The 23,425-nt window shown below is 72.4% G+C and carries 22 protein-coding genes and 1 riboswitch; of the genes, 6 read left to right on the top strand and 16 right to left on the bottom strand.

From position 1 onward, the window contains the following. Positions 1-78: 78 nt before the first annotated feature. The 5 genes from O7616_RS12355 to O7616_RS12335 all read right to left on the bottom strand — a co-directional run bounded on the left by O7616_RS12355 (position 79) and on the right by O7616_RS12335 (position 4,679). Positions 79-519 (bottom strand): helix-turn-helix transcriptional regulator, encoded by a 441-nt coding sequence (locus O7616_RS12355; RefSeq protein ID WP_282306918.1) that lies wholly within the window; start codon positions 517-519, stop codon positions 79-81. 153 nt (positions 520-672) lie between these two features. Further along, a complete protein-coding gene (locus O7616_RS12350; RefSeq protein ID WP_282307605.1) occupies positions 673-1,275 on the bottom strand; it encodes a CinA family protein in 603 nt (200 codons plus the stop codon). Between the two features lie 179 nt (positions 1,276-1,454). Further along, positions 1,455-2,048, bottom strand: coding sequence for a CDP-diacylglycerol--glycerol-3-phosphate 3-phosphatidyltransferase (gene pgsA / locus O7616_RS12345; RefSeq protein WP_282306917.1), 594 nt, complete (start codon positions 2,046-2,048; stop codon positions 1,455-1,457). Positions 2,049-2,125: 77 nt separating this feature from the next. Then, entirely contained in the window at positions 2,126-3,634 is a 1,509-nt protein-coding gene (rimO, locus tag O7616_RS12340) for a 30S ribosomal protein S12 methylthiotransferase RimO (RefSeq protein ID WP_282306916.1), read from the bottom strand. A 121-nt stretch (positions 3,635-3,755) separates the two neighbouring features. After that, a complete protein-coding gene (locus O7616_RS12335) occupies positions 3,756-4,679 on the bottom strand; it encodes an ornithine cyclodeaminase family protein (RefSeq protein WP_282307603.1) in 924 nt (307 codons plus the stop codon). Between the two features lie 92 nt (positions 4,680-4,771). After that, positions 4,772-4,844: riboswitch (guanidine-III (ykkC-III) riboswitch) on the top strand. Between the two features lie 61 nt (positions 4,845-4,905). On the opposite strand from O7616_RS12335, the gene O7616_RS12330 reads away from it, so the two are divergent. Then, positions 4,906-5,220, top strand: coding sequence for an SMR family transporter (locus O7616_RS12330; protein ID WP_282306915.1), 315 nt, complete (start codon positions 4,906-4,908; stop codon positions 5,218-5,220). 73 nt (positions 5,221-5,293) lie between these two features. Further along, on the top strand, positions 5,294-5,539 hold the full coding sequence (locus O7616_RS12325) for a hypothetical protein (RefSeq protein WP_282306914.1): 246 nt from the start codon (positions 5,294-5,296) through the stop codon (positions 5,537-5,539). 68 nt (positions 5,540-5,607) lie between these two features. Here the strand turns inward: O7616_RS12325 and O7616_RS12320 are convergent, their stop codons facing one another. Then, positions 5,608-8,067, bottom strand: coding sequence for a DNA translocase FtsK (locus O7616_RS12320; RefSeq protein ID WP_282306913.1), 2,460 nt, complete (start codon positions 8,065-8,067; stop codon positions 5,608-5,610). Positions 8,068-8,181: 114 nt separating this feature from the next. On the opposite strand from O7616_RS12320, the gene O7616_RS12315 reads away from it, so the two are divergent. Continuing rightward, the gene (locus O7616_RS12315) at positions 8,182-8,661 is read left to right on the top strand and encodes a YbjN domain-containing protein (protein WP_282306912.1); all 480 of its coding nucleotides are present in this window, start codon (positions 8,182-8,184) and stop codon (positions 8,659-8,661) included. Positions 8,662-8,765: 104 nt separating this feature from the next. Beyond that, positions 8,766-10,298 carry a YbjN domain-containing protein gene (locus tag O7616_RS12310; protein WP_282307602.1) on the top strand — a complete coding sequence of 511 codons (1,533 nt, stop codon included), beginning with the start codon at positions 8,766-8,768 and terminating at the stop codon, positions 10,296-10,298. A 61-nt stretch (positions 10,299-10,359) separates the two neighbouring features. Here O7616_RS12310 and O7616_RS12305 read toward each other — a convergent pair whose 3' ends face one another. From O7616_RS12305 to O7616_RS12285, 5 genes are all read right to left on the bottom strand, one after another. Beyond that, positions 10,360-12,048, bottom strand: coding sequence for a ribonuclease J (locus O7616_RS12305; protein ID WP_282306911.1), 1,689 nt, complete (start codon positions 12,046-12,048; stop codon positions 10,360-10,362). A 52-nt stretch (positions 12,049-12,100) separates the two neighbouring features. After that, positions 12,101-13,027 carry a 4-hydroxy-tetrahydrodipicolinate synthase gene (gene dapA / locus O7616_RS12300; RefSeq protein WP_282306910.1) on the bottom strand — a complete coding sequence of 309 codons (927 nt, stop codon included), beginning with the start codon at positions 13,025-13,027 and terminating at the stop codon, positions 12,101-12,103. Between the two features lie 47 nt (positions 13,028-13,074). Next, positions 13,075-13,815, bottom strand: a complete 741-nt coding sequence (thyX, locus tag O7616_RS12295; RefSeq protein WP_145785820.1) for an FAD-dependent thymidylate synthase — start codon at positions 13,813-13,815, stop codon at positions 13,075-13,077. A gap of 873 nt (positions 13,816-14,688) precedes the next feature. Then, positions 14,689-15,279, bottom strand: coding sequence for a DUF2752 domain-containing protein (locus tag O7616_RS12290; protein ID WP_282307600.1), 591 nt, complete (start codon positions 15,277-15,279; stop codon positions 14,689-14,691). Positions 15,280-15,343: 64 nt separating this feature from the next. After that, on the bottom strand, positions 15,344-16,573 hold the full coding sequence (locus tag O7616_RS12285) for a crosslink repair DNA glycosylase YcaQ family protein (RefSeq protein WP_282306909.1): 1,230 nt from the start codon (positions 16,571-16,573) through the stop codon (positions 15,344-15,346). 79 nt (positions 16,574-16,652) lie between these two features. Here O7616_RS12285 and O7616_RS12280 point away from each other — a divergent pair, with 79 nt between their 5' ends. Then, on the top strand, positions 16,653-17,204 hold the full coding sequence (locus tag O7616_RS12280; RefSeq protein ID WP_282306908.1) for a GNAT family N-acetyltransferase: 552 nt from the start codon (positions 16,653-16,655) through the stop codon (positions 17,202-17,204). On the opposite strand, the gene O7616_RS12275 is transcribed toward O7616_RS12280, so the two are convergent. Further along, a complete protein-coding gene (locus O7616_RS12275; protein ID WP_282306907.1) occupies positions 17,103-18,377 on the bottom strand; it encodes a glycosyltransferase family 87 protein in 1,275 nt (424 codons plus the stop codon). The two genes, O7616_RS12280 and O7616_RS12275, sit on opposite strands and share 102 nt — an antisense overlap. Before the next feature lie 35 nt (positions 18,378-18,412). Between O7616_RS12275 and O7616_RS12270 the strand changes: the two genes are divergently transcribed. Beyond that, entirely contained in the window at positions 18,413-19,006 is a 594-nt protein-coding gene (locus O7616_RS12270) for a GNAT family N-acetyltransferase (RefSeq protein ID WP_282306906.1), read from the top strand. Positions 19,007-19,016: 10 nt separating this feature from the next. Here O7616_RS12270 and O7616_RS12265 read toward each other — a convergent pair whose 3' ends face one another. From O7616_RS12265 to O7616_RS12250, 4 genes are all read right to left on the bottom strand, one after another. Then, positions 19,017-19,901 (bottom strand): carbohydrate ABC transporter permease, encoded by an 885-nt coding sequence (locus tag O7616_RS12265; protein ID WP_282306905.1) that lies wholly within the window; start codon positions 19,899-19,901, stop codon positions 19,017-19,019. A gap of 1 nt (position 19,902) precedes the next feature. Continuing rightward, on the bottom strand, positions 19,903-21,024 hold the full coding sequence (locus tag O7616_RS12260; protein ID WP_282306904.1) for a sugar ABC transporter permease: 1,122 nt from the start codon (positions 21,022-21,024) through the stop codon (positions 19,903-19,905). Between the two features lie 68 nt (positions 21,025-21,092). After that, the gene (locus O7616_RS12255) at positions 21,093-22,343 is read right to left on the bottom strand and encodes an extracellular solute-binding protein (protein ID WP_282306903.1); all 1,251 of its coding nucleotides are present in this window, start codon (positions 22,341-22,343) and stop codon (positions 21,093-21,095) included. Positions 22,344-22,368: 25 nt separating this feature from the next. Beyond that, positions 22,369-23,331 carry a LacI family DNA-binding transcriptional regulator gene (locus O7616_RS12250; protein WP_282306902.1) on the bottom strand — a complete coding sequence of 321 codons (963 nt, stop codon included), beginning with the start codon at positions 23,329-23,331 and terminating at the stop codon, positions 22,369-22,371. Positions 23,332-23,425 lie beyond the last annotated feature (94 nt).

Here is a 23,425-nt window from a genome sequence, read left to right as displayed (position 1 = left end):
GTCGACAGCACCGGCAGCTCCTGCCGGCCACCCTACGCGGCCGGGGCCAGCCCGCCCACGGTCAACCGGAAGGACACCCTAAGCGGCGCAGACCACGTCCCGGTCGCGCTCGGTCGGGCGGACGCGCGAGCTGCGAAGCGTGGCCTTGAGCGGCGAATCCTGGCGGACCGACACGGCGACCTTGCCGTCGGAGGTGACCTGGCGAACGCCCCGGCTGGTGCTCTTGGGCACCGCTGCGGCGTCGGCGGGCTCCTCCGGGATCGACACGAGGACGCCGGGCATCTGCTCGGCGAGCGCCACGGTGTCGCTCACCTCACGCAGCAGCTCGGACAGGCGGGCGCCGAGGGCGTCGCAGATCGCGGCGAGCAGCTCGCTGGACGGCTCCTTGTGCCCCCGCTCGATCTCGGAGAGGTAGCCGAGGCTGACGTTGGCGGCGGTGGACACCTCACGCAGCGTGCGCTGCTGCCCCTGACGGCGCGCTCGCAGTGCGTCACCGATCACCCGGCGTAGCAGGATCATCGCACCTCCCCCTGAGGGATACCTCGCGCTCGCCGCCGGCAGCCGGTCGCGGCGGAACCGCGCCGACCCCGAACGTCGGAGCCTTCCCGCAACCGTACCCGTTGCGAGCCCGGGCGACATCCCGCCCCGCCCGTCGGTTCGTCGGCGCGGGGCTCAGCGACGGGTGGCGCCGGCCGTTCCCGCCCTGCCCCGGCTGGTCCCGTTCGAGGTGTCGGAGGTGTCCGTCGGGGGGACGGCTTCCGAGGTGGCGGGGGTGGCGGTCGGCACCGCGTCCTGGGCGTCGGCGTCGTAGATCCGCTCGGCGAGCAGCCGTAGGGCCTCGATCACCGCCGCCGTCCGGACATGTTCCCGCCCGCCGCCGAGGTCGAGTCGGCGGACCTCGACGCCGTTCGCCCCGGCCACCGCGACGTAGACCAGGCCGACGGGTTTGCCGTCCTGGGGTTCCGGGCCGGCGACTCCGGTGGTGGCGACGCCCCAGTCCGCGCCGCAGCGCTCGCGGCCGCCCCGGGCGAGCGCCGCCGCCACGTCCGGGTCCACCGGCCCTCGCTCGGACAGCAGGTCGGCGGGTACGCCGGCCAGGCTGTCCTTCAGGTCGGTGGCGTAGACCACGAGGCCACCCCGGTAGATCGCGCTCACCCCGGCGACGTCCACGATCGAGGCGGCCAGCAGCCCGCCGGTGAGCGATTCGACGGTGGCCATGGTCTCGTGTCGCTGTGCCAGCCGGTGCACCACCGCCGCCGCCGCGCTGCCCGCCACCGCGTCATCCGAGACGCCGACCTCGTGCCGCCCGAAACCCGCGTCCTGCTGTGTCGACCCGTCCGCTGCCACGCACCAATCCTTCCCCACCGACCGGTCCCCAACCCTGCCGGACCGATCGCGCCGATCATGAGGTTTGACCTCCCGACACGCCGTCCCGGGAGATCATCGGGCGGAGGTCAGCGGGGTCGGCGGAGGCGCAGCGCCTGGGCTATGTAGTCGAACCCGGTGACGACCGTGACCAGGACCGCGGCCGCCATGATCCACGGGCCGACGGCAGCGAGAGCGGCCGGCATCGGCCAGAGGTACCAGACGATCGCGAGGATCTGCAGCGCGGTCTTGACCTTGCCACCCCGGCTGGCGGCGATCACACCGTGCCGGATCACCCAGAACCGCAGCGCCGTGATGCCCAGCTCGCGGACCAGGATCACCGCGGTCACCCACCAGGGCAGCTGGTCGTACCAGGAGAGCAGCACCAGGGCCGCGCCGGTGAGCGCCTTGTCGGCGATCGGGTCGGCCACCTTGCCGACCGAGGTGACCAGCCCGAAACGGCGGGCGATCCAGCCGTCCACCAGGTCCGTCGCCGAGGCCACCGCGAAGATCAGGCAGGCCGCCATCCGCCAGCCCGAGTGGGTCATCCCGGACACGATCACCGAGGCGGCGAAGACCGGCACCAGCACCAGCCGCAGGGCGGTCAGCGCGTTGGCCGCGTTGAGGACGGGCACCACAGCCGCCACCGACCGGCTCGGCGTCGACTCCGTCGCCCCGGTCACCGGCGCACTCCGCTCGGGCTGCCGCGGCGTTCCCGGCACCGCACCACGTGGCTCCCCCGCTCCGCTCGGGCCCGCCGTCACCGTGCCGCGCCGGGCGCCGCCGAGATCATCTCATCCGGTACGGCGAGCAGGTCCACCCCTTCGGTGCCGGTCACCGTCGCGCGCACCAGGTCACCCGGGCGCAGCGCGGCCAGGTCCACACCGCCGTCGGCGGGAGCGACGAGGGTCGTCGAGCCGTCGACCTCCGGCGCCTGGTGCGCCGCCCGCCCCTCGACCACACCGTCGGTGATCGAGTCGACGAGCACTTCGACGGTCGAGCCGAGCCGGTCCTCGGCCCGCTGCGAGCAGAGCTCGTCGGCGAGCGCGCTCAGCCGGTCGTAACGCCGCTTGATCGTCGCGGCGGAGACCTTGCCGGGCAGCCCGGCGGCCTCGGTGCCGTCCTCGTCGCTGTAGTCGAACACGCCGATCGCGTCGAGCCGGGCCTCGGTCAGGAACCGCACCAGCTCGTCGACGTCGGCGCGAGTCTCGCCGGGGAACCCGACGATGAAGTTGCTCCGGGCACCCGCGTCCGGGGCCAGCGCACGCGCGGTCGCCAGCAGCTCCAGGAACCGGTCGGTGGAGCCGAAACGCCGCATCCGGCGCAGCACCGGCTCGCTGGAGTGCTGGAACGACAGGTCGAAGTACGCGGCCACGCCCGGGGTGTTGGCGATCGCCTCGACCAGCCCGGGCCGGGTCTCGGCCGGCTGGAGGTAGCTCGCCCGCACCCGGACGATGCCGCTCACCGCGGCGAGCTGCGGCAGCAGCTTCTCCAGCGCACGCGGGTCGCCCAGGTCCTTGCCGTACGAGGTGGAGTTCTCGCTGACCAGCACCAGCTCGCGTACTCCGGTCTTGGCCAACCACTCCGCCTCGGCCAGCAGCTCGTCCGGCGTACGCGAGACGAACGCGCCACGGAAGGCGGGAATGGCACAGAAGGCGCACCGCCGGTCGCAGCCGCTGGCCAGCTTCAACGAGGCCACCGGGCCGGTGTCCAACCGGCGGCGAAGCACCTGCCGCAGGTGCGCCGGGGTGTGCTCGTCGGTGTCGACAGCGGTCCGGGTGACGGTGCCGTGCCCGGGCAGCGACACCGCGCTGTCGCGCCGCTTCACCGGGGTCAACGGCAGCAGCTCCCGCCGGTCCCGAGGGGTGTGCGCGGTGACCTGCTCGCCGGCGACGACAGCGTTCAGCCGGGCGGCGATGTCCGGGTAGTCGTCGAAGCTCAACACCGCCTGGGCCTCGGGCAGGCTGTCGGCGAGCTCCCGACCGTACCGCTCGGCCATGCAACCGGCCGCGACCACCTTGGCGCCGGTCCCGGCGGCGGCGAGCAGGGTCTGGATGGAATCCTGCTTGGCCTTCTCCACGAAGCCGCAGGTGTTGACGACCACCACGTCGGCGCCCTCGCCGTCGGTACTCACCTGCCAACCGTCGGCGTGCAGCCGGGCGGCCAGCTCCTCCGAGTCGACCTCGTTGCGGGCACAGCCGAGGGTCAGCAGGGCGACACGGCGGCCCTCGGCGTTGTCGGAAGGAGAAGGAGCGGTGGCAGACACCATCCGAGGGTACCGGGCCAGCCTGGGTGGCCCACGCACGCGGGCGGCCGGGGCTCCTCAGCCCACGTCGGTGGGTCGGGTCACGGGCCGATCCGCCGCGCGCCGCGGCGGTCCCGGGCGTCCGTCAGCGCGCCGCGGCGGTCACCCGGGTCAGCGCGTCGAGCAGGAAGACCTCGGTACCGGCCAGGCCGGTGCAGCAGAAGACCGAGATCTGGTCCGCGGTGGTCCGGCCGGGGACCGCGCCGGCCAGGACGCCGCCCAGGTCACCCAACCGCCCGGCGTACGGGGGTGTGGCCGCCAGCATCGGCGGCTGGTAGTCCGCCGCCTGGGCCGGCGAGTCGGTGACCAGCAGGTCGGCGGCGTCCAGCAGGTCGGTGCCGAACTCGCTGCGGTCGAGCTGCTTGAAGCCGACCGCGTTGACGTGTGTGCCGGGGCTGAGGTCGGCGGCGTGGAGCACCGGGGTCGGGCTGGTGGTCGCGAGCACCACCACGTCCCGCCCGGCGACGGCCGCACCCGGGCTGGTCACCGCGCGGGCCGGCACACCCAGCTCGGCACGGACCCGGGCGGCGAAGGCGTCCCGCCGGGCGGCGGATCGGCTGTGCACGACCACCTCCCGCAGGGGGCGGACCGCGGCGGCGGCCCACACCTGCGTCCAGGCCTGCCGGCCGGAACCGATCACCCCGAGGCTGGTCGAGTCCGGGCGGGCCAGCGCGTCGACGGCGAGGCCGCCCAACCCACCGGTACGACGCGAACCCAGCTCCTCGCCGACCGCTACCGCCCGCACCGCCCCGGTCCGGGCGTCGTGCAGCACCACCACCTGCTCACCCTCCGGGTGCCCGAAGGTGTCGTAGGAGCGGAAGCCGTACCAGTCGTCGACCAGGTGCCCGGCGGTGAGCACCAGACGCCCGCCGTCGAGCGGGGCGGCGGTCCGGGGCGGGGCGACCAGACGTCCCTCGTACGCGGCCAGGAGGGCGGCACGCATGGCGTCGACCGTGGTGGCGGCGTCCAGCGCGGCGGCGACCTCGGGGTCGGCGTAGAGAAGGGTCATGGTCGTCATCCTGCAAGTTGAAGTCAGGTGCAGGTCAACGGGGCGTGGTGGGCGTCACCGTCCCGCCCCGGACGCCGGTGCTAGCGTCGACAGCGGTGGCCCCGGATGGTCGGGGCCGCTCCGGACGAGTGGTGGGCGTACCCGGTCAGGCCAAGACGCCCCGCGTGAGATGCAGACTCGACTCGTCCCGGCGCGGCAGCCCCGGGCGCCTACCGTGAGGTGAACGATGGCCTGGCTCGTACTCGTGATCTCGGGAATGCTGGAGACGGCCTGGGCGGTCGCCCTCGACCGCAGCGCCGGCCTCAGCCGGTTCGTCCCGTCCGCGATCTTCGTGGTGACCCTGGTCCTGAGCATGGCCGGGCTGGCGTACGCGCTCCGGGAGATCCCGGTCGGCACCGGCTACGCGGTCTGGGTCGGCATCGGCGCGGTCGGCACCGCACTGATCGGGATGCTGGCGCTCGGTGAGTCGACGAGCCTGCCCCGGATCCTCTGCCTGCTGCTGGTGGTGGCGGGCGTGATCGGTCTGAAGATCTTCCATTGACGAGCACGCGTGACGAACGCCCACAGTGGGTAGTGATCGATCCGCCACGACAGGCTCTCACTTGGAGGAAGACATGACCGACATGCCGAGCACCGCACGCCCCCGCAGCAACGCCGCCCGCATCCTCACCATCGTGGGCTTCGTCTTCGCAGTCCTCGCCCTGCTGCTCAACCCGGTCATCTTCGGCGTGCTCGGCGTCATCGCGGGCGTCGTCGGCGCGGTGCTCGGCGACAAGCCGCTGGGCTGGTACGCCGCCGCGGCCAGCGTCGTCGCCGCGATCCTCGGCCTGGTGGTCTTCGCCGCGCTGATCAGCAATTGATCGCCCTCGCACGTCGCGGGCCCGCCGGACACCGGCGGGCCCGTCGCACGTGTGGGGCCGCCCGTCGGTCAGTCCGCGTCGCCGCGTAGACCGACCAGGACCTCCTCCAGCTCGTCCGGCTTGACCAGCACGTCGCGTGCCTTCGACCCCTCGGACGGCCCGACCACGCCACGGGTCTCCATCAGGTCCATCAGGCGTCCCGCCTTCGCGAAACCGACCCGCAGCTTGCGCTGGAGCATCGAGGTCGAGCCGAACTGCGAGGTGACGACCAACTCCACCGCCTGCACCAGCAGGTCGAGGTCGTCGCCGATGTCCTCGTCGATCTTCTTCTTGTTGTCCTGCGCCGGGGTCAGCACGTCCGGGCGGAACTCCGGCTCGCGCTGGTCCTTGCAGAACTTCACCACGTCGGCGATCTCCCGCTCGGTGACCCAGGCACCCTGGATGCGGACCGGCTTGGAGGCCCCCATCGGCAGGAAGAGCCCGTCGCCACGGCCGAGCAGCTTCTCCGCGCCCGGCTGGTCGAGGATGACCCGCGAGTCCGCGAGCGAAGAGGTGGCGAACGCCAGCCGGGACGGCACGTTCGCCTTGATCAGACCGGTCACCACGTCGACCGAGGGGCGCTGGGTGGCCAGGACCAGGTGGATGCCGGCCGCACGGGCCAGCTGGGTGATCCGGACGACCGAGTCCTCCACGTCGCGCGGCGCGACCATCATCAGGTCGGCCAGCTCGTCCACGATCACCAGCAGGTACGGGTACGGGCGCATCTCCCGTTCGCTGCCCGGCGGGGCCTTGATCTCGCCGTTGCGGACCTTGCGATTGAAGTCGTCGATGTGCCGGACCCCGTTCGCCGCGAGGTCGTCGTAGCGCATGTCCATCTCGCGGACCACCCAGTCCAGCGAGTCGGCCGCCTTCTTCGCGTTGGTCACGATCGGGGTGACCAGGTGCGGGATGCCCTCGTAGCCGGTCATCTCGACCCGCTTCGGGTCGATCAGCAGCAGCCGCACCTCGTCCGGGGTCGCCCGGGTGAGGATGGACACCAGCAGGGTGTTGAGGCAGCTCGACTTGCCCGCGCCGGTGGCGCCCGCGATCAGGATGTGCGGCATCTTCGCGAGGTTGGCCACCACGTAGCCGCCCTCGATGTCCTTGCCGAGCGCCACCACCATCGGGTGGTGGTCGCTGGTCGCCGCCCGCGAGCGCAGCACGTCACCGAGGGCGACGTTCTCCGGGTCGGTGTTCGGGATCTCCACGCCGACCGCGCTCTTGCCCGGGATCGGGCTGAGGATCCGCACGTCCGGCGACTTCACCGCGTACGCGATGTTGCGGGACAGCTGGGTGATCCGCTCGACCTTGACGCCGTGCCCCAACTCCACCTCGTACCGGGTGACCGTCGGACCCCGGGTGAAGCCGGTGACGGCGGCGTCCACGTCGAACTGGTCGAAGACGCCGGTCAGCGCGGCGATCACCTCGTCGTTGGCCTTGCTGCGGGTCTTGGGCGCGGTGCCACTGCTGAGCATGTTGGCCGGCGGCAGGGTGTAGTCGCCGGCCAGCCCGGTCAACGCGAGCTGCTCGGCCCGGGTCGGCGCGGGCGAGTGCTCCGGCGGCTCGACCGGCGGCTTGCGGCTCGCCGGCACCTTCGCGGGCGACTTGCGCGGCAGCACCATGGTCTCCTGGAGGTCCGCGCCGTCCAGGTCCTCGAAGTCGTCCGGATCGATCGGCGGAGGCATCCGCTTCCCCGGCCGCTTGCGCGCGGGCCGCGCGGCCGGCTCGTCGGTCTCCTCCTCGGCGGTCTCCGGCGGCGCGACCAGCCCACCGGCGAGCAGGCCCAACCGCTCCGGGATCTTGTTGATCGGCGTGGCGGTGACCACGAGCAGACCGAAGAGCAACAGCAGGACCAGCAGAGGTACGGCCACCCAGGCGGTCACCGCCCGTTCCAGCAACCCGCCCACACCGGCGCCGACCAGGCCCCCGGCGAAGTCACGCTCCACGGTGTCCACCGGGTCCTGACCGATCTGGAGCAACGCGGCCGTCGCCACCAGCAGCGAACCCCACCCGATCAGACCACGCCCCCGGTGCTCCGGGTCGGCCGGCTGACGCATCAGCCGCCACGCCCCGATCATCAGCAGCACCGGCACGACCACCGAGATCGCGCCCAGGAACAGCCGGATCGAGTCGGCCAGCCGCGCGCCGACCGGGCCCGCTCCGGAGAACCAGAGCGCCACCGCGGAGAGCAGGGCGAGCCCGAACAGCAGCAGCCCGGCGCCGTCTCGGCGGTGCTCCGGGTCGAGGTCACGGGCCGAGGCGGCCTGCCGACCGGCGGCGCGCACCGCCCAACCCATGCCGTGTGCCAGACCCATCCACAGTGCGCCCACCGCGCGGCCCACGTAGACGGCCGGGCCGGGTCGGGCCGGCGCGGTGCGACGCCGGACCGGCGCCCGGGTCTTCTTGGCCGGTTGACGGGCACGACTGTTGGTGCCACCGCGCGGCGACGCGCCGCGCCGCCGGCTCGCCTGAGAGGTACGGCCCGCCATAGAGTCACGGTAACGGTGGGGCCGGGCAGATCCCCGCTTTTCCGGGTCGTGTCCGCGCGTCGCAACACGAACCCCACCGCCGGTCGTGATATCCGCCTCAGAAGGGATGCCCGCATGGCGTCGCCGGACATCGCGAGCGATCCGGACGACCCGCTGGCCGGGCACCCGGGTGCGGTGCGTCCGCTGAGCGGCGAACTGGTCGCCGCGGTGCTCGCCGCCCGTGGCCGCCCCGTCGGCCGGAGCGTGGACGGCGAACTGGTGGGCCGCTTCGACGACAACCTGATCTGGTTCCTCCTCCTCGGCGACGACGGCGAGCTGCTCCAGGTCCGCACCATGGTCACCACCACCTTCGGAATCGAACAGGTGCCCGCCCTGTACGCCTTCTGCAACTCGTGGAACCACGACCGGCTCTGGCCCAAGGCGTTCACGCACGTGGACGACGACGGTCGCGCCCGCGTCTACGGCGAGGTGATCACCGACCTGGAACGGGGGGTGACCCCGCACCAGCTCGACCGACTGCTCGACTGTGGCATCACCACCGGCTGCCAACTCGCCGTGGCGGTCCGCCGACTGCCCGGTGCGGTGCCGTCGTGAGCGGCCGGGACGAGTTCACCGGCACCCCGTCCACCGGTGCCGGTGACCGCCTCGCGCACTCTCGCCTACCGGCGCTGGAGTCCGCGCTCGCCGACGCCCGGGACATGCCCGACGGCCCGGCCCGGCGGGTGGCCCTGGAACGGCTCGCCGAGCGGGCCGACGCGTGCGGCGACGTCCGCTCCGGGGTGGACGCACGGTTCGCGTTGATCGAGGCGTACCTGCTCGACGGGGAGCGGTGGCGTCTGGTCGAACCGGTCCGGCGCTGCCGGGCCGCCGCCGACCACCGGCCCGAGGTGCTCACCGACGTCGAGACCGGGCTGCTGCTGCGCTACCAGCGGTACGCCGTGGAGGCGTTGCTCGGCACCCCCCGGGTCGGGCTGGACCAGACCCGGTCCCTGCTGCACGACCTGGCCCACCGGGTCGGTGTGGACGGTCCGGACACGCCGACCGTCGCGGAACTGCACTGCCGGATCGCCGACCACCTGGGCGACGAACCCACCGCCCGCCACTGGTACGAGCGATGGTCGGGCAGCCGGCCCGGCCCGGCCGGCGGCTGCCCCGGCTGCGCCTCGGCCCGACGCGCGGAGCTGCTGACCGGCTGGGGCGAGTGGCGGGCCGCGCTCGACGAGCTACGGGACTCCGACGGCGACCCGGCGGCCTGCACCGACCAACCCGAACGGAACCTGGTCGCCGCCCTGCTACCGGCCCTGCGGGGAGGCGAGCCGGAACGGGCCGCGGCGGCACACGTCCGGGCGTACCGCAGGCACCGGCGCGACCGTGCCGCGTTCCCGCACCTCGCCGCGCACCTGCGGTTCTGTGCGCTCGGCGGGCACCTGGAACGCGGGCTGACCATCCTGACCGAACAACTGCCCCGGTTGGACCGGCCCACCGACGACCTGGCCGCGATGGAGTTCGCCGCCGCCGGAGCGCTGGTCTGCGTACTGGCCGACGAGGCCGGCCTCGGCCGGCGGACCCTGCCCCGCCCGGCGTACGGCGATCGACCCGCCACCGAGCCGGACGTGTCCACACTCGGCGCGCTGCTGGTCGGGGTGGCCGGTGACCTGGCCGGCAGCTTCGACGCCCGCAACGGCACCGGCCACCACTCCGGCCGGATGGCCGCCTGGCTCGCCGAGCGTCCGCTCGCGACACCGGTCCCGCTGCCCCCCGACGACGAGCCGGGCGGGGCCGCCGAGCCGGACGCCGACACGTCCGACGAGACGACCCGCACCGACGAGCTGATGGCGTTGACCCTCGACATGATCACCGAAGTACTGACCGGGCGCGGCGACCAGTACGTGGTGGAAGGGGGCGACACGGTGGTCGGCCGGTGGGGTTCGGTGGTGATCCAGTTCCGGCGGGCCGGCGAACGCGGTGAGGTGCTGCACGCCCGGTCCATGGCCGCCCGTCGGCTGCCGGTGACCCGCCGCTCCGAGGCGTACGCCTTCTGCAACGCCTGGAACCACGACCGGCTGCTGCCCAAGGCGTACGCGCACGACCTCGGCGAGGAGTTGGTGCTGGCCGGCGACGTGGCCACCGACCTGACCCACGGGGTCACCCCGGCGCAGCTCACGGTGCTGGTGGAGGCCGCCATCGCCACCGGCGTCGCCTATGCCGAGGCGGTCGCCGCGCTCCCCTGACCCCGCACACGCCGACGCCGGCCCACCCCGTCGAAGGCGGACCGGCGTCGGCGGACGTTGCTCAGACCTCGACCACGGTGGGCACGATCATCGGGCGACGCCGGTACGCGTCGTTGACCCACCGGCCCACCGTCCGGCGAACGATCTGCTGAAGCTGGTGCGGATCGGTGATGCCGTCCGCCGCAGCCCGGTTGAGCGCCTCGGTGACCAGCGGGATCACCGGGTTGAACGCCTCCGGGTCCTCGGAGAAGCCCTTCGCCGACAGCGTCGGACCGGCGACCACCTTGCCGGTGACCGAGTCGACCACCACAGTGGTGGCGATGAAGCCGCCGTCACCGAGGATCCGCCGCTCGGTGAGCAGCGACTCGCTGACGTCACCGACGGCCAGGCCGTCGACGTAGACGTAGCGGCTCTTCACGTGCCCGACCAGACTGGCGCGGCCCTCGACCAGGTCGACCACGTCGCCGTCCTCGCAGAGGACCACCCGGTCGGCGGTGACCCCGGACTCGATGCCCAGCCGGGCGTGGGCCCGCAGGTGCCGCCACTCGCCGTGCACGGGCATCAGGTTGCTGGGCCGGACCACGTTGAGCAGGTAGAGCAGCTCCCCGGCGGGCGCGTGCCCGGAGACGTGCACCTTCGCCACGTCCTTGTGCACGACCACCGCTCCGGCCCGGGCCAGCCGGTTGATCACCCGGTAGACCGAGGTCTCGTTGCCGGGCACCAGGGAGGAGGCCAGCACGACGGTGTCGCCGGGAGCGATGGTGATGTGCCGGTGGTCGCCGCTGGCCATCCGACCGAGGGCGCTCATCGGCTCACCCTGCGAGCCGGTGGACATCAGCACGATCTGCTCGGGCGGGAGCGTGGTCGCCTCCTCGATCCCGATGACCAGGCCGGCCGGGATGTTGAGCAGGCCGAGGTCCCGGGCGATGCCCATGTTGCGGACCATGGACCGGCCGATCAGCGCGACCTTGCGGCCGTGCTCGACGGCGGAGTCGAAGACCTGCTGCACCCGGTGCACGTGCGAGGCGAACGAGGCCACGATGATCCGGCCCTTCGCCTTCGCGAAGATCGAGTCGAGCACCGGCCCGATCTCCCGCTCCGGGGTGACGAAGCCGGGGATCTCCGCGTTGGTCGAGTCGGACAGCAGCAGGTCGACGCCTTCCGCGCCGAGCCGGGCGAAGCCGGCCAGGTCGGTGATCCGGCCGTCCAACGGGAGCTGGTCCATCTTGAAGTCGCCGGTGTGCAGCACCAGGCCGGCGGGGGTGCGGATGGCCACGGCGAGGGCGTCCGGGATCGAGTGGTTGACAGCGAAGAACTCGCACTCGAACGGGCCGAGCCGCTCGCGGCCACCCTCCCGCACGGTCAGCGTGTACGGCTGGATCCGCCGCTCGGCCAGCTTCGCCTCGACCAGGGCGAGGGTGAACTGGGAGCCGACCAGCGGGATGTCGGGCTTGTGGGCGAGCAGGTAGGGCACCGCGCCGATGTGGTCCTCGTGGCCGTGCGTCAGCACGATCGCCTGGACGTCGGCCAGCCGGTCCAGGATCGGGCCGAAGTCGGGCAGGATCAGGTCCACACCCGGCTGCTCGACGTCGGGGAACAGGACCCCGCAGTCGACGATCAGCAGCTTGCCGTCGTACTCGAAGACGGTCATGTTCCGACCGATGGCGCCGAGCCCGCCGAGCGGGATGATCCGCAGGCCGCCTTCCGGCAGTGGCGGGGGCAGCTCCGCCTCGATGTGCGCCTCGGTCACGCGTCCACCTCAATCTGCGACGCCGTCACTCGGCGTCCGTCGTGTCGTTTGGTCATTCGGGCAGCTCCAGGCCCGCTGCCGCGAAGTCCGCGCGCAGCTGGGCGATCTCGTCGTCGGTGGCGTCCACCAGCGGGGGTCGCACCGGGCCGGCCGGCAGGCCCTGCGCCGCCAGGCCCGCCTTCACCAGGATCGTGCCCTGGGTGCGGAAGATGCCGGTGAACAGCGGCAGCAGCCGCCGGTGCAGCGCCAGCGCGGTCGGCATGTCCCCCGCGTCGTACGCGTCGATCATCTGTGCGGTCAGCGCCCCGGTGAAGTGCGTGGAGGTGCCGACCACGCCCACACAGCCGACGGCCAGCGCCGGCAGGGTGAGGGCGTCATCGCCGCTGTAGAAGGCGAGGGCGGTGCGGCTGGTGACCCAGCTGGCAGCGGTCAGGTCGCTCTTGGCGTCCTTGACCGCGACGATCCGGCCGTGCTCGGCGAGCCGGACCAACGTCTCGGTCTCGATCGGCACACCGGAACGGTGCGGGATGTCGTACAGCATCACCGGCAGGCCGGTGGCGTCGGCGACGGCGGTGAAGTGCCGCAGCAACCCGCTCTGCGGCGGCTTGTTGTAGTACGGGGTGACCACGAGCAGGCCGTGCGCGCCCGCCTTCTCGGCGCCGGCGGCCAGCTCGATGGTGTGCCGGGTGTCGTTGGTGCCGACCCCGGCGACCACCTTTGCGCGGTCACCGACGGCCTCCACCACGGCCCGGATCAGCTGTTCCTTCTCGGCGTCGGTGGTGGTCGGCGACTCGCCGGTGGTGCCGTTGACCACCAGCGCGTCGTTGCCCTGCTCGTCGACCAGGTGGCTCGCCAACCGGGCGGCACCGTCGAGGTCGAGTGAGCCGTCGGGGGTGAACGGGCTCACCATCGCGGTGAGCAGCCGGCCGAAGGGGCGGGACACCGGTCGGACAGCGGCGTCGAGGTGGTCGTGCGTCATACCCTCCAACCTAGCGGACGACCAGCCGGGGCCCGCCGGGGAAGGGCTCAGGACGCCTCGTGCGGGCTGGCCGCCACCTCGGTGCCGTCCGGCAGCGTGGAGATCACGAAATCGGCGAAGACGTTGGGGGCGACGCCCTGCAGCTGGCGCAGGCACTCCACGGCCAGCTCACGGATCTCCACGTCGGCGTGCTCGGTGGCCCGCATCGCGACGAAGTGCCGCCACGCCCGGTAGTTACCGGTGACCACGATTCGCGTCTCGGTGGCGTTGGGCAGCACCGCCCGAGCCGCCTGCCGGGCCTGCTTGCGACGCAGCGTCGGGTTCGGCTCGTCGGAGAAGCGCTGTTCCAGGCCCTCCAACAACTCGGTGTACGCCCGGACGCTCGCCTCGGCGGCCTCGGTGAACTTCTTGTGCAGCTCGGGGTCGTCGGCGATGACCGCCGGCTCGACCATGGCCGCGTCCCGCTCTGGGACGTACCGCTGGGACAGCTGGGAGTACGAGAAGTGCCGGTGTCGGATCAGCTCGTGGGTGAACGAGCGGGACACCCCGGTGAAGTAGAAGGTGACCGACCCGTGCTCCAGCACCGACAGGTGCCCGACCTCCAGAATGTGCGCGAGGTAGCCGGCGTTGGTGGCGGTCGCCGGGTTCGGCTTCTTCCAGGACTGGTAGCAGGCCCGCCCGGCGAACTCGGCGAGCGCCTGGCCACCCTCCGCGTCGGTCGACCACGGCACATCGTCCGGGGCCGCGAACTGGGTCCACGCGATCAACTTGACCTGGGGCTGCACCATCTCCGGCATTCCTGGGACTGTAGTGGCGCGGCCCCTTTCGGCCCAACTCAGGCGCGCGCCGTGCAATCTCGATCACTAGGCGGTGGCGGAGCCGATCGAGCGCCAGAGCGGGGGGCGGGGTGCCCGCGCCTCGCCGTCGGAGCCGGGGCGGAAGCCTTCATGGGCGTCCTGTGGAGCTGAATCGTTTACGACATCAGCCTCGCGGAAGGGCCGCCCGAGTCGACGGCCTCGCGAACGGGCGGCCCGAGTCGACGAGCCCCGTCCGAGCGCCCCGTCAGCCGCTCCGTCAGCCGCTGCGACCGCAAGATCGCACAACATCCTGGATGTAGTGGCATGCGAGCCGCCCGACACCACTGAATCCAGGATCGAGCACGATCATGGGGCCCGGTACGCCTTGCGCCGGGCGTAGAGGACGCGGGTGCGCGGGCTCGCGGGCTCGCCGGTTGATCGACTCGGGTTCCCGGAAGTCGGGGTGTCCGAGGCGAGTGGATCGCCCGGTTTCCTGAATACCGAGTCGATCACTGCGTGGGGTGGCGTCGGGCGGGGCGGCGCGGCGTCGGGCGGCGCGGCGTCCGGGCGGGGGCGGCGCGGCGTCGGGCGGGGCGGGGCGGCGCGGCGCGGCGTCGCGCGGGGCGGCGTCGGGCGGGGCGGCGCGGCGTGGGGTGGCGCGGCGTGGGGTGGGGCGGCGTGGGGTGGGGCGGCGTCGGACGGTGTGGGGTGGCGCGGCACAGCGGAGGAAGCGGTAGGTGATGTCGTAAACGAGTCAGCTCCACAGGACGCCCGGACAACGCATGCCGGCCGAGCGCCGCGTCCGGCCGAGCCGCGTCCGGCCGAGCGCGCCCTCTGAAGAGCGGCACGTCGGGCAGCGGGCGCTCAGACGTAGAGCGAGGTGAACGGCGCCCAGGGCAGGTTGCGCAGCACCGAGAACGCCAGCCACACACCCAGGAACCCGCCGATGACCTTCGAGCTGATCCGCAGCTCGGGCAGTCGCCAACCGAACGCCTGGTTTCCCGCCCAGGCCACGAAGAGGTACGCCAGGAACGGCAGCGCGAAGACGAACAGGAAGTGGTGTCGGGCGGCGGCCGGCAGGTCGCCGTGCAACACGTACCAGAGCGCGCGGGTGCCGCCGCAGCCCGGACAGTCCAGCCCGGTGGTCAACTTGAGCAGACAGGTGGGTGCGGCGTCCGGGGCGGCGTGGGTCGGGTTGCTGAGCAGCGCGTAGCCCATCCCGATGGCGACACAGCCGACCGCGGCCAGCGGCACGGCCCAACGCGGCGAGCGTTCGTAGATCCGCAGCACGAACCGGGTGACGATGTCGGACGGCACCTCTGGCGGCGCCGGGTAGGCGCCCGGCGGGGGCGTCGGCCAGCCGACCGGACCCGCCTCGGCCGCAGCACCGCCGGTCGGAACCGCAGCGGCCGACGCCACGCCGGTCGGGCCCACGGCGGTCGTGTCGGTCGGCAGCGTGTGCACCGCCCCGGGGGCGGGCTGCGGCTCGTCGGCCGGTCCGGAAGGGCTCGTCACGCGCTCACGGTACACCGGACACGCCGGCCAGCGCGGCGGTCAGCGGGCCGGCCAGGTCACCGGCCTGGGGCGGGGCCACCGCGTCCAGGCCGAGCCAGCCGGCGAGCCGGTACAGCTCGGCGGCGAGCGCCACTGCGGTCTCCCCCGCGTCGACGCCCGGCTCGACCCACGCGGCCGGCACCAGCAGCACCCCCGCCTTGCGGTCGGCCTTCAGGTCGACCCGGGCGGTGAACCGGTCGCCCTGCAGGAACGGCAGCACGTAGTAGCCGTAGACCCGCTGGGGCGCCGGGACGTAGATCTCGATCCGGTAGGTGAAGTCGAACAGCCGCTCGGTACGGGCGCGTTCCCAGATCAGCGGGTCGAACGGGCTGACCAGGGTGTTGCCCCGGACCCAACGGGGCAGGCGGGCGGACGCGTGCAGCCAGGCCGGCTGACGCCAGCCCGCCACCGTGACCGGCACCAGCTCACCGGCCTCGGCCAGCTCCGCGACGGCCTGCCGGGCACCGGCCACCGGCAGCCGGAAGTAGTCGCGCAGCTCCGGCTCGGCGGCCACCCCGAGCGACCGCGCGGCGAGGGCCACCAGCGTGCGGTACGCCTCGGCGTCGGTCGGGGTGGGTGCGTCCAGCACCGCCGCGGGCAGCACCCGCTCGGGCAGGTCGTAGCGGCGGGCGAAGGAGGTGGTGCGCTCGGCGGCGGCCACCTCGCCGGCCCAGAAGAGGAACTCCAACGCCTGCTTCACCGCCGACCAGTTCCACCCCCAGTTGCCGGTCTCCCGTGGCGCGTCGTGCTCGATCTCGGCAGCCGTCAACGGGCCCCGGGCGGCCACCTCGTCGCGCACCCAGGCGACCAGCTCCGGCTGCTCCTGGGCGATCCGCCGCATGCCGCCCCACGCTTCGCTGCGCGCCCGGGCCATCCGCCACCGCAGCGCCGGGTGCAGCTCGACCGGGACCAGCGACGCCTCGTGACCCCAGTATTCGAACACCTCGCGGGGGCGCCGGTAGGCGGCCTGGTCGAGGAGCGTCGTCGGGTAGGGCCCGAGCCGACTGTAGAGCGGCAGGTAGTGAGCGCGTTGCAGCACGTTCACCGAGTCCATCTGGATCAACCCGACCCGGCCCAGCACCCGGCGCAGGTGGCGGCGGGTGGGCACGCCGGTGGGCGCCGGGTCGGCGAAGCCCTGGGCGGCGAGGGCCACGCGGCGGGCCTGGGCGAGCGAGAGCGATTCCGGTGCGGTCATCGTCGGCGACCCTAATTCATCGGTACGACGTCGGTGCGGGAAGCTGGACGCGACGGCCAACTGGGCATAGAACGGTGCAATGCTGACCATCCGCCGGGAGGAGCCGGACGACGCCGAGGCGGTCGCCCGGGTGCACGTACACGGCTGGCAGGCGGGCTACGCCGGCTTCATGCCCGACGAGGTGCTTCGGCGGCTGAACGTGGCGGCCTGGGCGCAACGCCGTCGCGACGTCGGGACCGCCGACCCCGAGCATCCGTTCACCACCCTTCTGGGCGAGGTGGACGGGCTGGTCGTCGGCTTCACCACCTTCGGGCCGTACCGCCGCAACCAGGACCGGGACGACCTGGACCCGACGGTCGGCGAGGTGGTGGCGATCTACGTGGAGCCGGCGCGCTGGGGTGACGGGACGGCCGCCGCGCTGCTGGCCGCCGCCCGGCACGGGCTCGCCGAGCGGGGCTGGTCCGGCTACCGCGCGTGGGTGCTGGCGGACAACCGGCGGGCCCGCCGGTTCTGTGAGCGCGCCGGTCTGTCACCGGACGGTGAGCGCTCGACCTACCAGGTGCCGCTGGCCGGCGGGATCCCGCCGGTCGGGCTGGTCGAGCTGCGGTACGCCGGACGCCTCGACCGCTGACCCGTCCGTCGTCGACCAACGGCGGATCGGCAGGAAGGCCAGCAGCGCCAGACTGACCCACACGTAGGCGTTGCTGCCCAGGAAGCCGTCGACGCCGGTGAAGTCCTTCTCCCAGAACCAGACGGTCCGGCTGATGAGCAACGCGTACCCGATGATCACGGCGACGAGCAGGACCCGCCGTCGGCGGCCGGCCGGCGCGGCCATCGCGTTGTCGACCAGCAGGATCAGCGCGGGCAGCAGCCAGACCAGGTGGTGAACCCAGGTGACCGGGCTGACCAGGCACATCACCGCACCGGTCAGCGCCAGGCCGGTCGCCTCGTCACCGACCGCGACGGCGGCCCGGGACCGCCAGGCCCAGAGCGCCAGGGTGCCGAGCACCAGCAGCAGCCAGAGCACTGTGCTCGGGTGCTGCGGGTCGAGCCGGGCGACGACCCCGCGCAGCGACTGGTTGGAGACGAAGGCCAACTCGCCCACCCGACCGGTGTTCCACAGCGCCTCGGTCCAGAACTCCCGGGACGCGTCCGGGAAGAGCGCACCGGCCAGCAGTGTCACCCCGGCAGCGGTGCCGGAGGCGGTGAGAGCCGCCCGCCAGCGGCCGGTCACCAGCAGGTAGACGATGAAGACACCGGGGGTCAGTTTGATCGCGGTGGCGAGCCCGACACCCACCCCGGCCCAGCGGTTGCCGGTCGGCAGCAGCCGCAGCAGGTCCACCGCCACCAGGAAGAGCAGCAGGGTGTTGACCTGGCCGAAGTTGACCGTCTCGCGCATCGGTTCGAACGCGGCGGCCAGGCAGAGCGCCACGGCGAGCGCGAACCACCGGGTCCAGCCGGCGCGGCGGGCGATGGGGTCGACCAGCCACCAGATCAGCACCGTCGTGGTGACCACGCTGGCGAGCACGCTCACCACGATCGCGGCCGTCCACGGCAGGTACGCCATCGGCAGCATGACCAGGGCGGCGAACGGCGGATAGGTGAAGCCGTACTGGGTGTTCGGCTTGAGGTAGTCGTAGATCTCCCCGCCGTCGTGCACCCACCACGTCAACGCGCCGTAGTAGACCTTCAGGTCGAAGAAACCGTGGCGTACGGCAGCGACGGCGAGGAACGCGGCGACCGCCGCGGCGAGCACCACCACCCCGACGACCTGCGCAGTCGTCCGTTTGGCACCCTGCGCCACCGTCGCCTCCCTCGCCCTGCGTAGGCTTCCGTCCCATGGCTCTCGGGTACGTCCGCCCGGCGCGTCCCGAGGACGCCGGCGAGATCGCACGCATCCAGCTCGCGACCTGGCGGGTCGCGTACCGCCGGATCCTGCCTCGGCACGTGCTCGACAACCTGGACGAGGCGTTCCTCGCCCGGCGGTGGAGCGCGGCGGTGCTGGAGCCGCCCTCCGGCAAGCACCGGGTGCTGGTCGCCGTCGAACAGGCCGAGCAATCGTATCTGGTGGGGTTCGCCGCCTCCGGCCCGGCCGACGGCGAGGCCCTGGCCCCGGGTGAGCCGGCCGACGCGTTCGGTCCGGACGTGGCCGCCGTGACCGACCTGCTGGTCGAACCGCGCTGGGGTCGCCGGGGGCACGGCAGCCGACTACTCGCCGCCGCCGTCGACCTGTGGCGCGAGGATGGGATGAGCCGGGCGGTGGCCTGGGCGTTCGACGGTGACGAGGCGACCCGGAAGTTCCTCACCAGCACCGGCTGGGAGCCCGACGGGGCGGCGCGCGCGCTGGACGTCGACGACATGCTGGTGCCTCAGGTGCGCCTGCACGTGGCGGTGCCGACCGAGCCACTCGCCGAGGACCGCCCCGGCGAGTGACCCGGCCGGGTCAGCCCTTGTCCGAGCCGTCGTTGGCGTCGCGGACGAAGTACCGCTGGAACACCACGAAGATGATCGCCACCGGGATGGTGGCCAGCAGCGCGGCGCCCAGCTTGAGCGGGTACTGGGTGCCCTTGCCGAGCGAGCCGCTGACCAGGTCGGCCAGGCCGCGCGGGAGGGTGAACAGGTCCGGGTCCTGCACCGACACGAGGCTGTGCGGGAACTCGTTCCAGGAGCCCTGGAACGACAGGATGGTCAGGGTGATCAGCGCCGGTTTCGCCATCGGCAGCACCACCGACCAGAAGGTCCGGAAGATGCTCGCCCCGTCGATCCGGGCGGCCTCCTCGACGCTGACCGGGATCGACTCGAAGAACTGCTTCATGATGAACACGCCCGCCGCGTCGGCCAGCAACGGCACCACCAGCCCGGCGTAGCTGTTGTAGATGCCGAGCTGGTTGAGCACCAGGAACTTCGGGATCAGCAGCACCACGCCGGGCACCGCCATCACGGCGATGACGGCCGCGAACAGCCCGCGCCGACCCCGGAACCGCAGCCGGGCGAGCGCGTAACCGGCGAGCGAGTCGAAGAACACCCGCCCGACGGTGACCAGCACCGTCACCAGCAGCGAGTTGCCCAGCCAGAGCGGGAAGTTGGTGCCGGCGAAGATCCGTTCGAAGCCGGCCAGCGTGAGCGGGTCCGGGAACGGCGACAGCGGGTTCGCCGCCGCGTCGGGTTCGGTCTTGAGGGCGTTGCCGATCTGGATGACGAACGGGTAGAGGAACACCAACCCGAAGAAGACGAGCGTCGCGTACCCCAGGAAACGGGTGACCAGGGTGCGGGCCGCGCGGTGGTCGGGCCGCGCGGGCGCCGCCGGGCGGTCGGTGAGCACGGCCATCTCAGGACCTCTCCGGTACGCGCCGACGCGACCGGCCGCGTCGCGGCCGGTCGGTGTCCCGCTCGGCCAGCACGCGGCGCTGGACCAGCGTGAGCACGATGATGATCAGGAACAGGACGAAGGAGATCGCCGCGCCGGAGCCGTAGTCGAAGTCCCGGAAGGCGGTCCGGTACGACAGGTAGGCGGGGGTGAGCGTGGTCTTGGCCGGGTCGCCCTGGCTCATCACGTACACCTGGTCGAAGACCTGCCAGGAGCCGATCATGCCGAGGGTGAGCACCAGGAAGGTGGTGGGCCGCAGCAGCGGCAGGGTGACGTGCCGGAACCGCTGCCACCGGGACGCCCCGTCGAGGGTGCTGGCCTCGTCCAGCGCGACGGGCACGTTCTGCAACCCGGCCAGGAACATCAGCATGAACGTGCCGGACGTGGTCCAGACGACCAACGCGATGATCGAGATCATCGCCACGCTGGGGCCGGCCAGCCAGTCCCACCAGGTCAGCCCGAACGGGCCGCCGTCGGTCAGTGCCGCCGGTGGCGAGTCGACGCCGACCGCGCCGAACAGCAGATGCAGTACGCCTCGGGAGTCGGCGAACCACTCCGGCCCGTCGATCCCGAAGAAGCCGAGCAGCGCGTTCACCGCACCGGAGTTGGCGAAGAGGAACAGGAACACCACGCTGATCGCGACGGAGCTGGTGACCGAGGGGAAGTAGAAGGCGCTGCGGAAGAAGCTCTTGCCCTTGAGCATCCGGTTGTTGACGACCAGGGCCAGGCCGAGCGCGAGCACGGTCTGCGCCGGCACCACGATCGCCACGTAGTAGACGTTGTTGCGGATGCTCGTCATGAAGTCGCGGCGGGCCAGCCCGTCCTCAGCGAACAGCCGGGTGTAGTTGTCCGCGCCGACGAACGGGACGTCACCGGTGAAGGGGCTGCCCTGGCCGTTCCAGTCGGTCAGGCTGACCCAGAGCGCCATCAGGATCGGCAGCAGCAGAAACAGCCCCAGGATGACGATCACCGGTGCGACGAAGAGCCAGCCGGCGACTGTCTCGTCGCTCCGGATGCCGCCTCGGCGTCGGCGCGGCCCCGACCCCGGCGTGGTCGCCACGGCGGTCAGTGTCTCGGTTGCCATCGTTCCTCCCTCCCTCTCGGGCCGACGTGCGGCGGGGCCCAGGCGAACGCCTGGGCCCCGCCGACACCTCAGCTACCGCCGAGCGCCGCCTTGGCGTTCTTGTCGAAGTTCTGCAGGACGGTCTTCGGGTCGCCGTTGGCCAAACCCTGCAGACCGGTGTCGAGGTCCTTGAGGACGCTGTCCATCTTCGGGGCGTTCACCGGGCCCTGCGCGTACGCGGCACCGTCGATGAACGGCTTGTCGGCCGGGAAGGCGCTGCTGTACTGCTCGCCCGCCGACTGCCGGGACGGCATGACGCCGAACGCCTTCGAGAACGCCATCTGCTGCTCGCCGCTGGTCATCGCCTCGACGAACTTGATCGCCTGGTCCTTGTACTTGCTCTTGGCGGCGACACCCCAGCACTGGGTGAAGGACAGCGTGCCCTGGCCCTTGGGACCGGCCGGCAGCGCCACCACCCTGTACTTCACGTTCGGGAAGTCGGTCTGCAGGGCACCCTTGATCCAGTTGCCCTCGATGGTCATCACGGCCTTGCCCTTGCCGAACGCCTCACCCGACCAGCCGGCGTCGAGCTGCTTCGGGTACTTCGCCAGACCGGTGGTGAGCATGCTCTTGACGTACTGGAGGGCGGCCAGGTTCTCCGGGGTGTCGGCAGTGGGCTGCTTGCCGTCCTTGCTCGTCAGCCAGCCGCCGTTCTGCACCATGAAGGCGCCGATCCGGTCCCGGGTGTCGCCGAGGGCGAGCGGGACCTGACCCTTCGCCTTGATCTTCTGGGCGACCGTGGTGAGCTGGTCCCAGGTCGTCGGCACGTCGGCGTCGGTCAGCCCGGCCTTGGCCCACAGGTCGGTGTTGATCTGCAGGGCCAGGGTGGAGAAGTCCTTGGGCGCGCAGTAGAGCTTGCCGTCGTACGTGAAGGTGGTGCGCAGGCTCTCGTAGAAGTCGCCGGGGTTGCTGATCCGGTCGCCGTACGGCTCCAGGGCGCCGACGCTGGCGTAGTCGGCGAACTGGGCCGCGTCCACGTAGAAGACATCCGGTGGGGTGCCGCCGGCCAGCGCCTGACCGAGCTGCTGGGTGAGGTCCTGCGCCGGCGTGACTGTCACGGTGTTGCCGGAGCCGCCGGCCCACTTCGCCGCGGCCTCCCGCACCACAGTGGTCTCGGCGTCGCCGGACGAGCCGATCAGGACCTGCAGGCTGGCCGGGCCGCTGGACTGGGCGGTGTCGCCGGAGGAGTCGTCGAAGCCGCTGCCGCAGGCCGCGGAGCCGAGGAGGGCGACGGCGGCGAGGCCGGCCACCGCCGCCCGGGTGATGGTTCGAGGTGCCATTGGTTTCTCCTGGTGGGGGGTGGGACTACGCGGTGTGCCGCAGCGCCAGCGCGGGCTGGAGCAGCACGGGGGCGGGGGTCTGGTGGTCGTCGTCGAGGACCCCGGTGAGGAGGTCCACGCAGCGGGCGGCGGCCTCGCCCAGCGGTTGGCTGACGCTGGTCAGCCCGACCGCGGCGGCGACCGGTGTGTCGTCGAAGCCGATCACCGACACCGGTGGATCGATGCCGCGGATCGCCTGCAGCGCGCCGAGGGCGAGTGAATCGCTGGCGCAGACCACCGCGGTCGGTGCCGCGGCGTGGAGCAGGTCGCGCATCAGTCGTTCCCCCTCGGCGATGCCGTCCTCGGTCTCCCGGTGCAGCCCGGTCGGGTCGACGCCGGCCGCGCGCAGCGTGTCGTGCCAACCGGCGCGCCGGTCGTCGCCGACGCCGGAGCCGACCGGCCAGCCGAGGAAGGCGATCCGCCGGTGGCCGGTGTCCAGCAGGTGCCGGGTGGCGCGGGCGGTGCCGGCCGCGCCGTCCACGTCCACCCAGGGGTGTGCGTCGAGCGCGTCCCAGGGGCGACCGAAGGTCACGAACGGCACGTCCCGGGCCGCGAGCCAGGCGGTACGCGGGTCGCCGTGCGTGGTGCCGACCAGCACGAACGCGTCCAGTTCGTACGTGCCGAGCAGGTCGTCGTAGGTGGCGATCTCCCGCTCGTGGTCGGTGGCGGTGTAGAGCAGCACCCGGTAGCCGGCGGCGTCGGCGGTCTCGGTGAGGCCGTGCAGGAAGCGGTCGAGTACCGAGCCGTTGATGCCGTCACGGGTCGGTTCGATCCGGGCCGCGATCAGCCGGGACCGGCCGGTACGCATCTGTCGGGCGGCCTGGTTGGCCCGGTAGCCGAGCGCGGCGATGGCCTCCTCGACCCGCTGACGGGTCTCCTGCCGCACGACGTGCGGGGCGTTGAGCACGTTGGAGACCGTCTGCCGGCTTACTCGGGCGTGCCGAGCCACCGTCGCTATGGTCACCTTTTCGGCCACTTAATCCCTCTCGCCACCTTGAACGATCCAATTTGGATAAGGCAGGATTAGATCGTTCAAGTTTCTG

The sequence above is a fragment of the Micromonospora sp. WMMD964 genome (genome assembly GCF_029581455.1).
GTDB lineage: Bacteria > Actinomycetota > Actinomycetes > Mycobacteriales > Micromonosporaceae > Micromonospora.
The sequence above is the reverse complement of the archived record's forward strand: the minus strand, read 5'-3'. Positions and strand labels throughout refer to the sequence as shown.

Bases quoted from the DNA above. Each gene is read 5' to 3' on its own strand.
- O7616_RS12255 (WP_282306903.1), bottom strand. From the start codon at position 22,343: ATGGCACCTCGAACCATCACCCGGGCGGCGGTGGCCGGCCTCGCCGCC.
- O7616_RS12330 (WP_282306915.1), top strand. From the start codon at position 4,906: ATGGCCTGGCTCGTACTCGTGATCTCGGGAATGCTGGAGACGGCCTGG.
- rimO (WP_282306916.1), bottom strand. From the start codon at position 3,634: ATGGTGTCTGCCACCGCTCCTTCTCCTTCCGACAACGCCGAGGGCCGC.
- O7616_RS12355 (WP_282306918.1), bottom strand. From the start codon at position 519: ATGATCCTGCTACGCCGGGTGATCGGTGACGCACTGCGAGCGCGCCGT.
- O7616_RS12280 (WP_282306908.1), top strand. From the start codon at position 16,653: ATGCTGACCATCCGCCGGGAGGAGCCGGACGACGCCGAGGCGGTCGCC.
- O7616_RS12285 (WP_282306909.1), bottom strand. From the start codon at position 16,573: ATGACCGCACCGGAATCGCTCTCGCTCGCCCAGGCCCGCCGCGTGGCC.
- O7616_RS12310 (WP_282307602.1), top strand. From the start codon at position 8,766: ATGCCCGACGGCCCGGCCCGGCGGGTGGCCCTGGAACGGCTCGCCGAG.
- O7616_RS12265 (WP_282306905.1), bottom strand. From the start codon at position 19,901: ATGGCCGTGCTCACCGACCGCCCGGCGGCGCCCGCGCGGCCCGACCAC.
- O7616_RS12320 (WP_282306913.1), bottom strand. From the start codon at position 8,067: ATGGCGGGCCGTACCTCTCAGGCGAGCCGGCGGCGCGGCGCGTCGCCG.
- O7616_RS12325 (WP_282306914.1), top strand. From the start codon at position 5,294: ATGACCGACATGCCGAGCACCGCACGCCCCCGCAGCAACGCCGCCCGC.
- O7616_RS12335 (WP_282307603.1), bottom strand. From the start codon at position 4,679: ATGACCCTTCTCTACGCCGACCCCGAGGTCGCCGCCGCGCTGGACGCC.
- O7616_RS12260 (WP_282306904.1), bottom strand. From the start codon at position 21,024: ATGGCAACCGAGACACTGACCGCCGTGGCGACCACGCCGGGGTCGGGG.
- O7616_RS12270 (WP_282306906.1), top strand. From the start codon at position 18,413: ATGGCTCTCGGGTACGTCCGCCCGGCGCGTCCCGAGGACGCCGGCGAG.
- O7616_RS12315 (WP_282306912.1), top strand. From the start codon at position 8,182: ATGGCGTCGCCGGACATCGCGAGCGATCCGGACGACCCGCTGGCCGGG.
- dapA (WP_282306910.1), bottom strand. From the start codon at position 13,027: ATGACGCACGACCACCTCGACGCCGCTGTCCGACCGGTGTCCCGCCCC.
- thyX (WP_145785820.1), bottom strand. From the start codon at position 13,815: ATGGTGCAGCCCCAGGTCAAGTTGATCGCGTGGACCCAGTTCGCGGCC.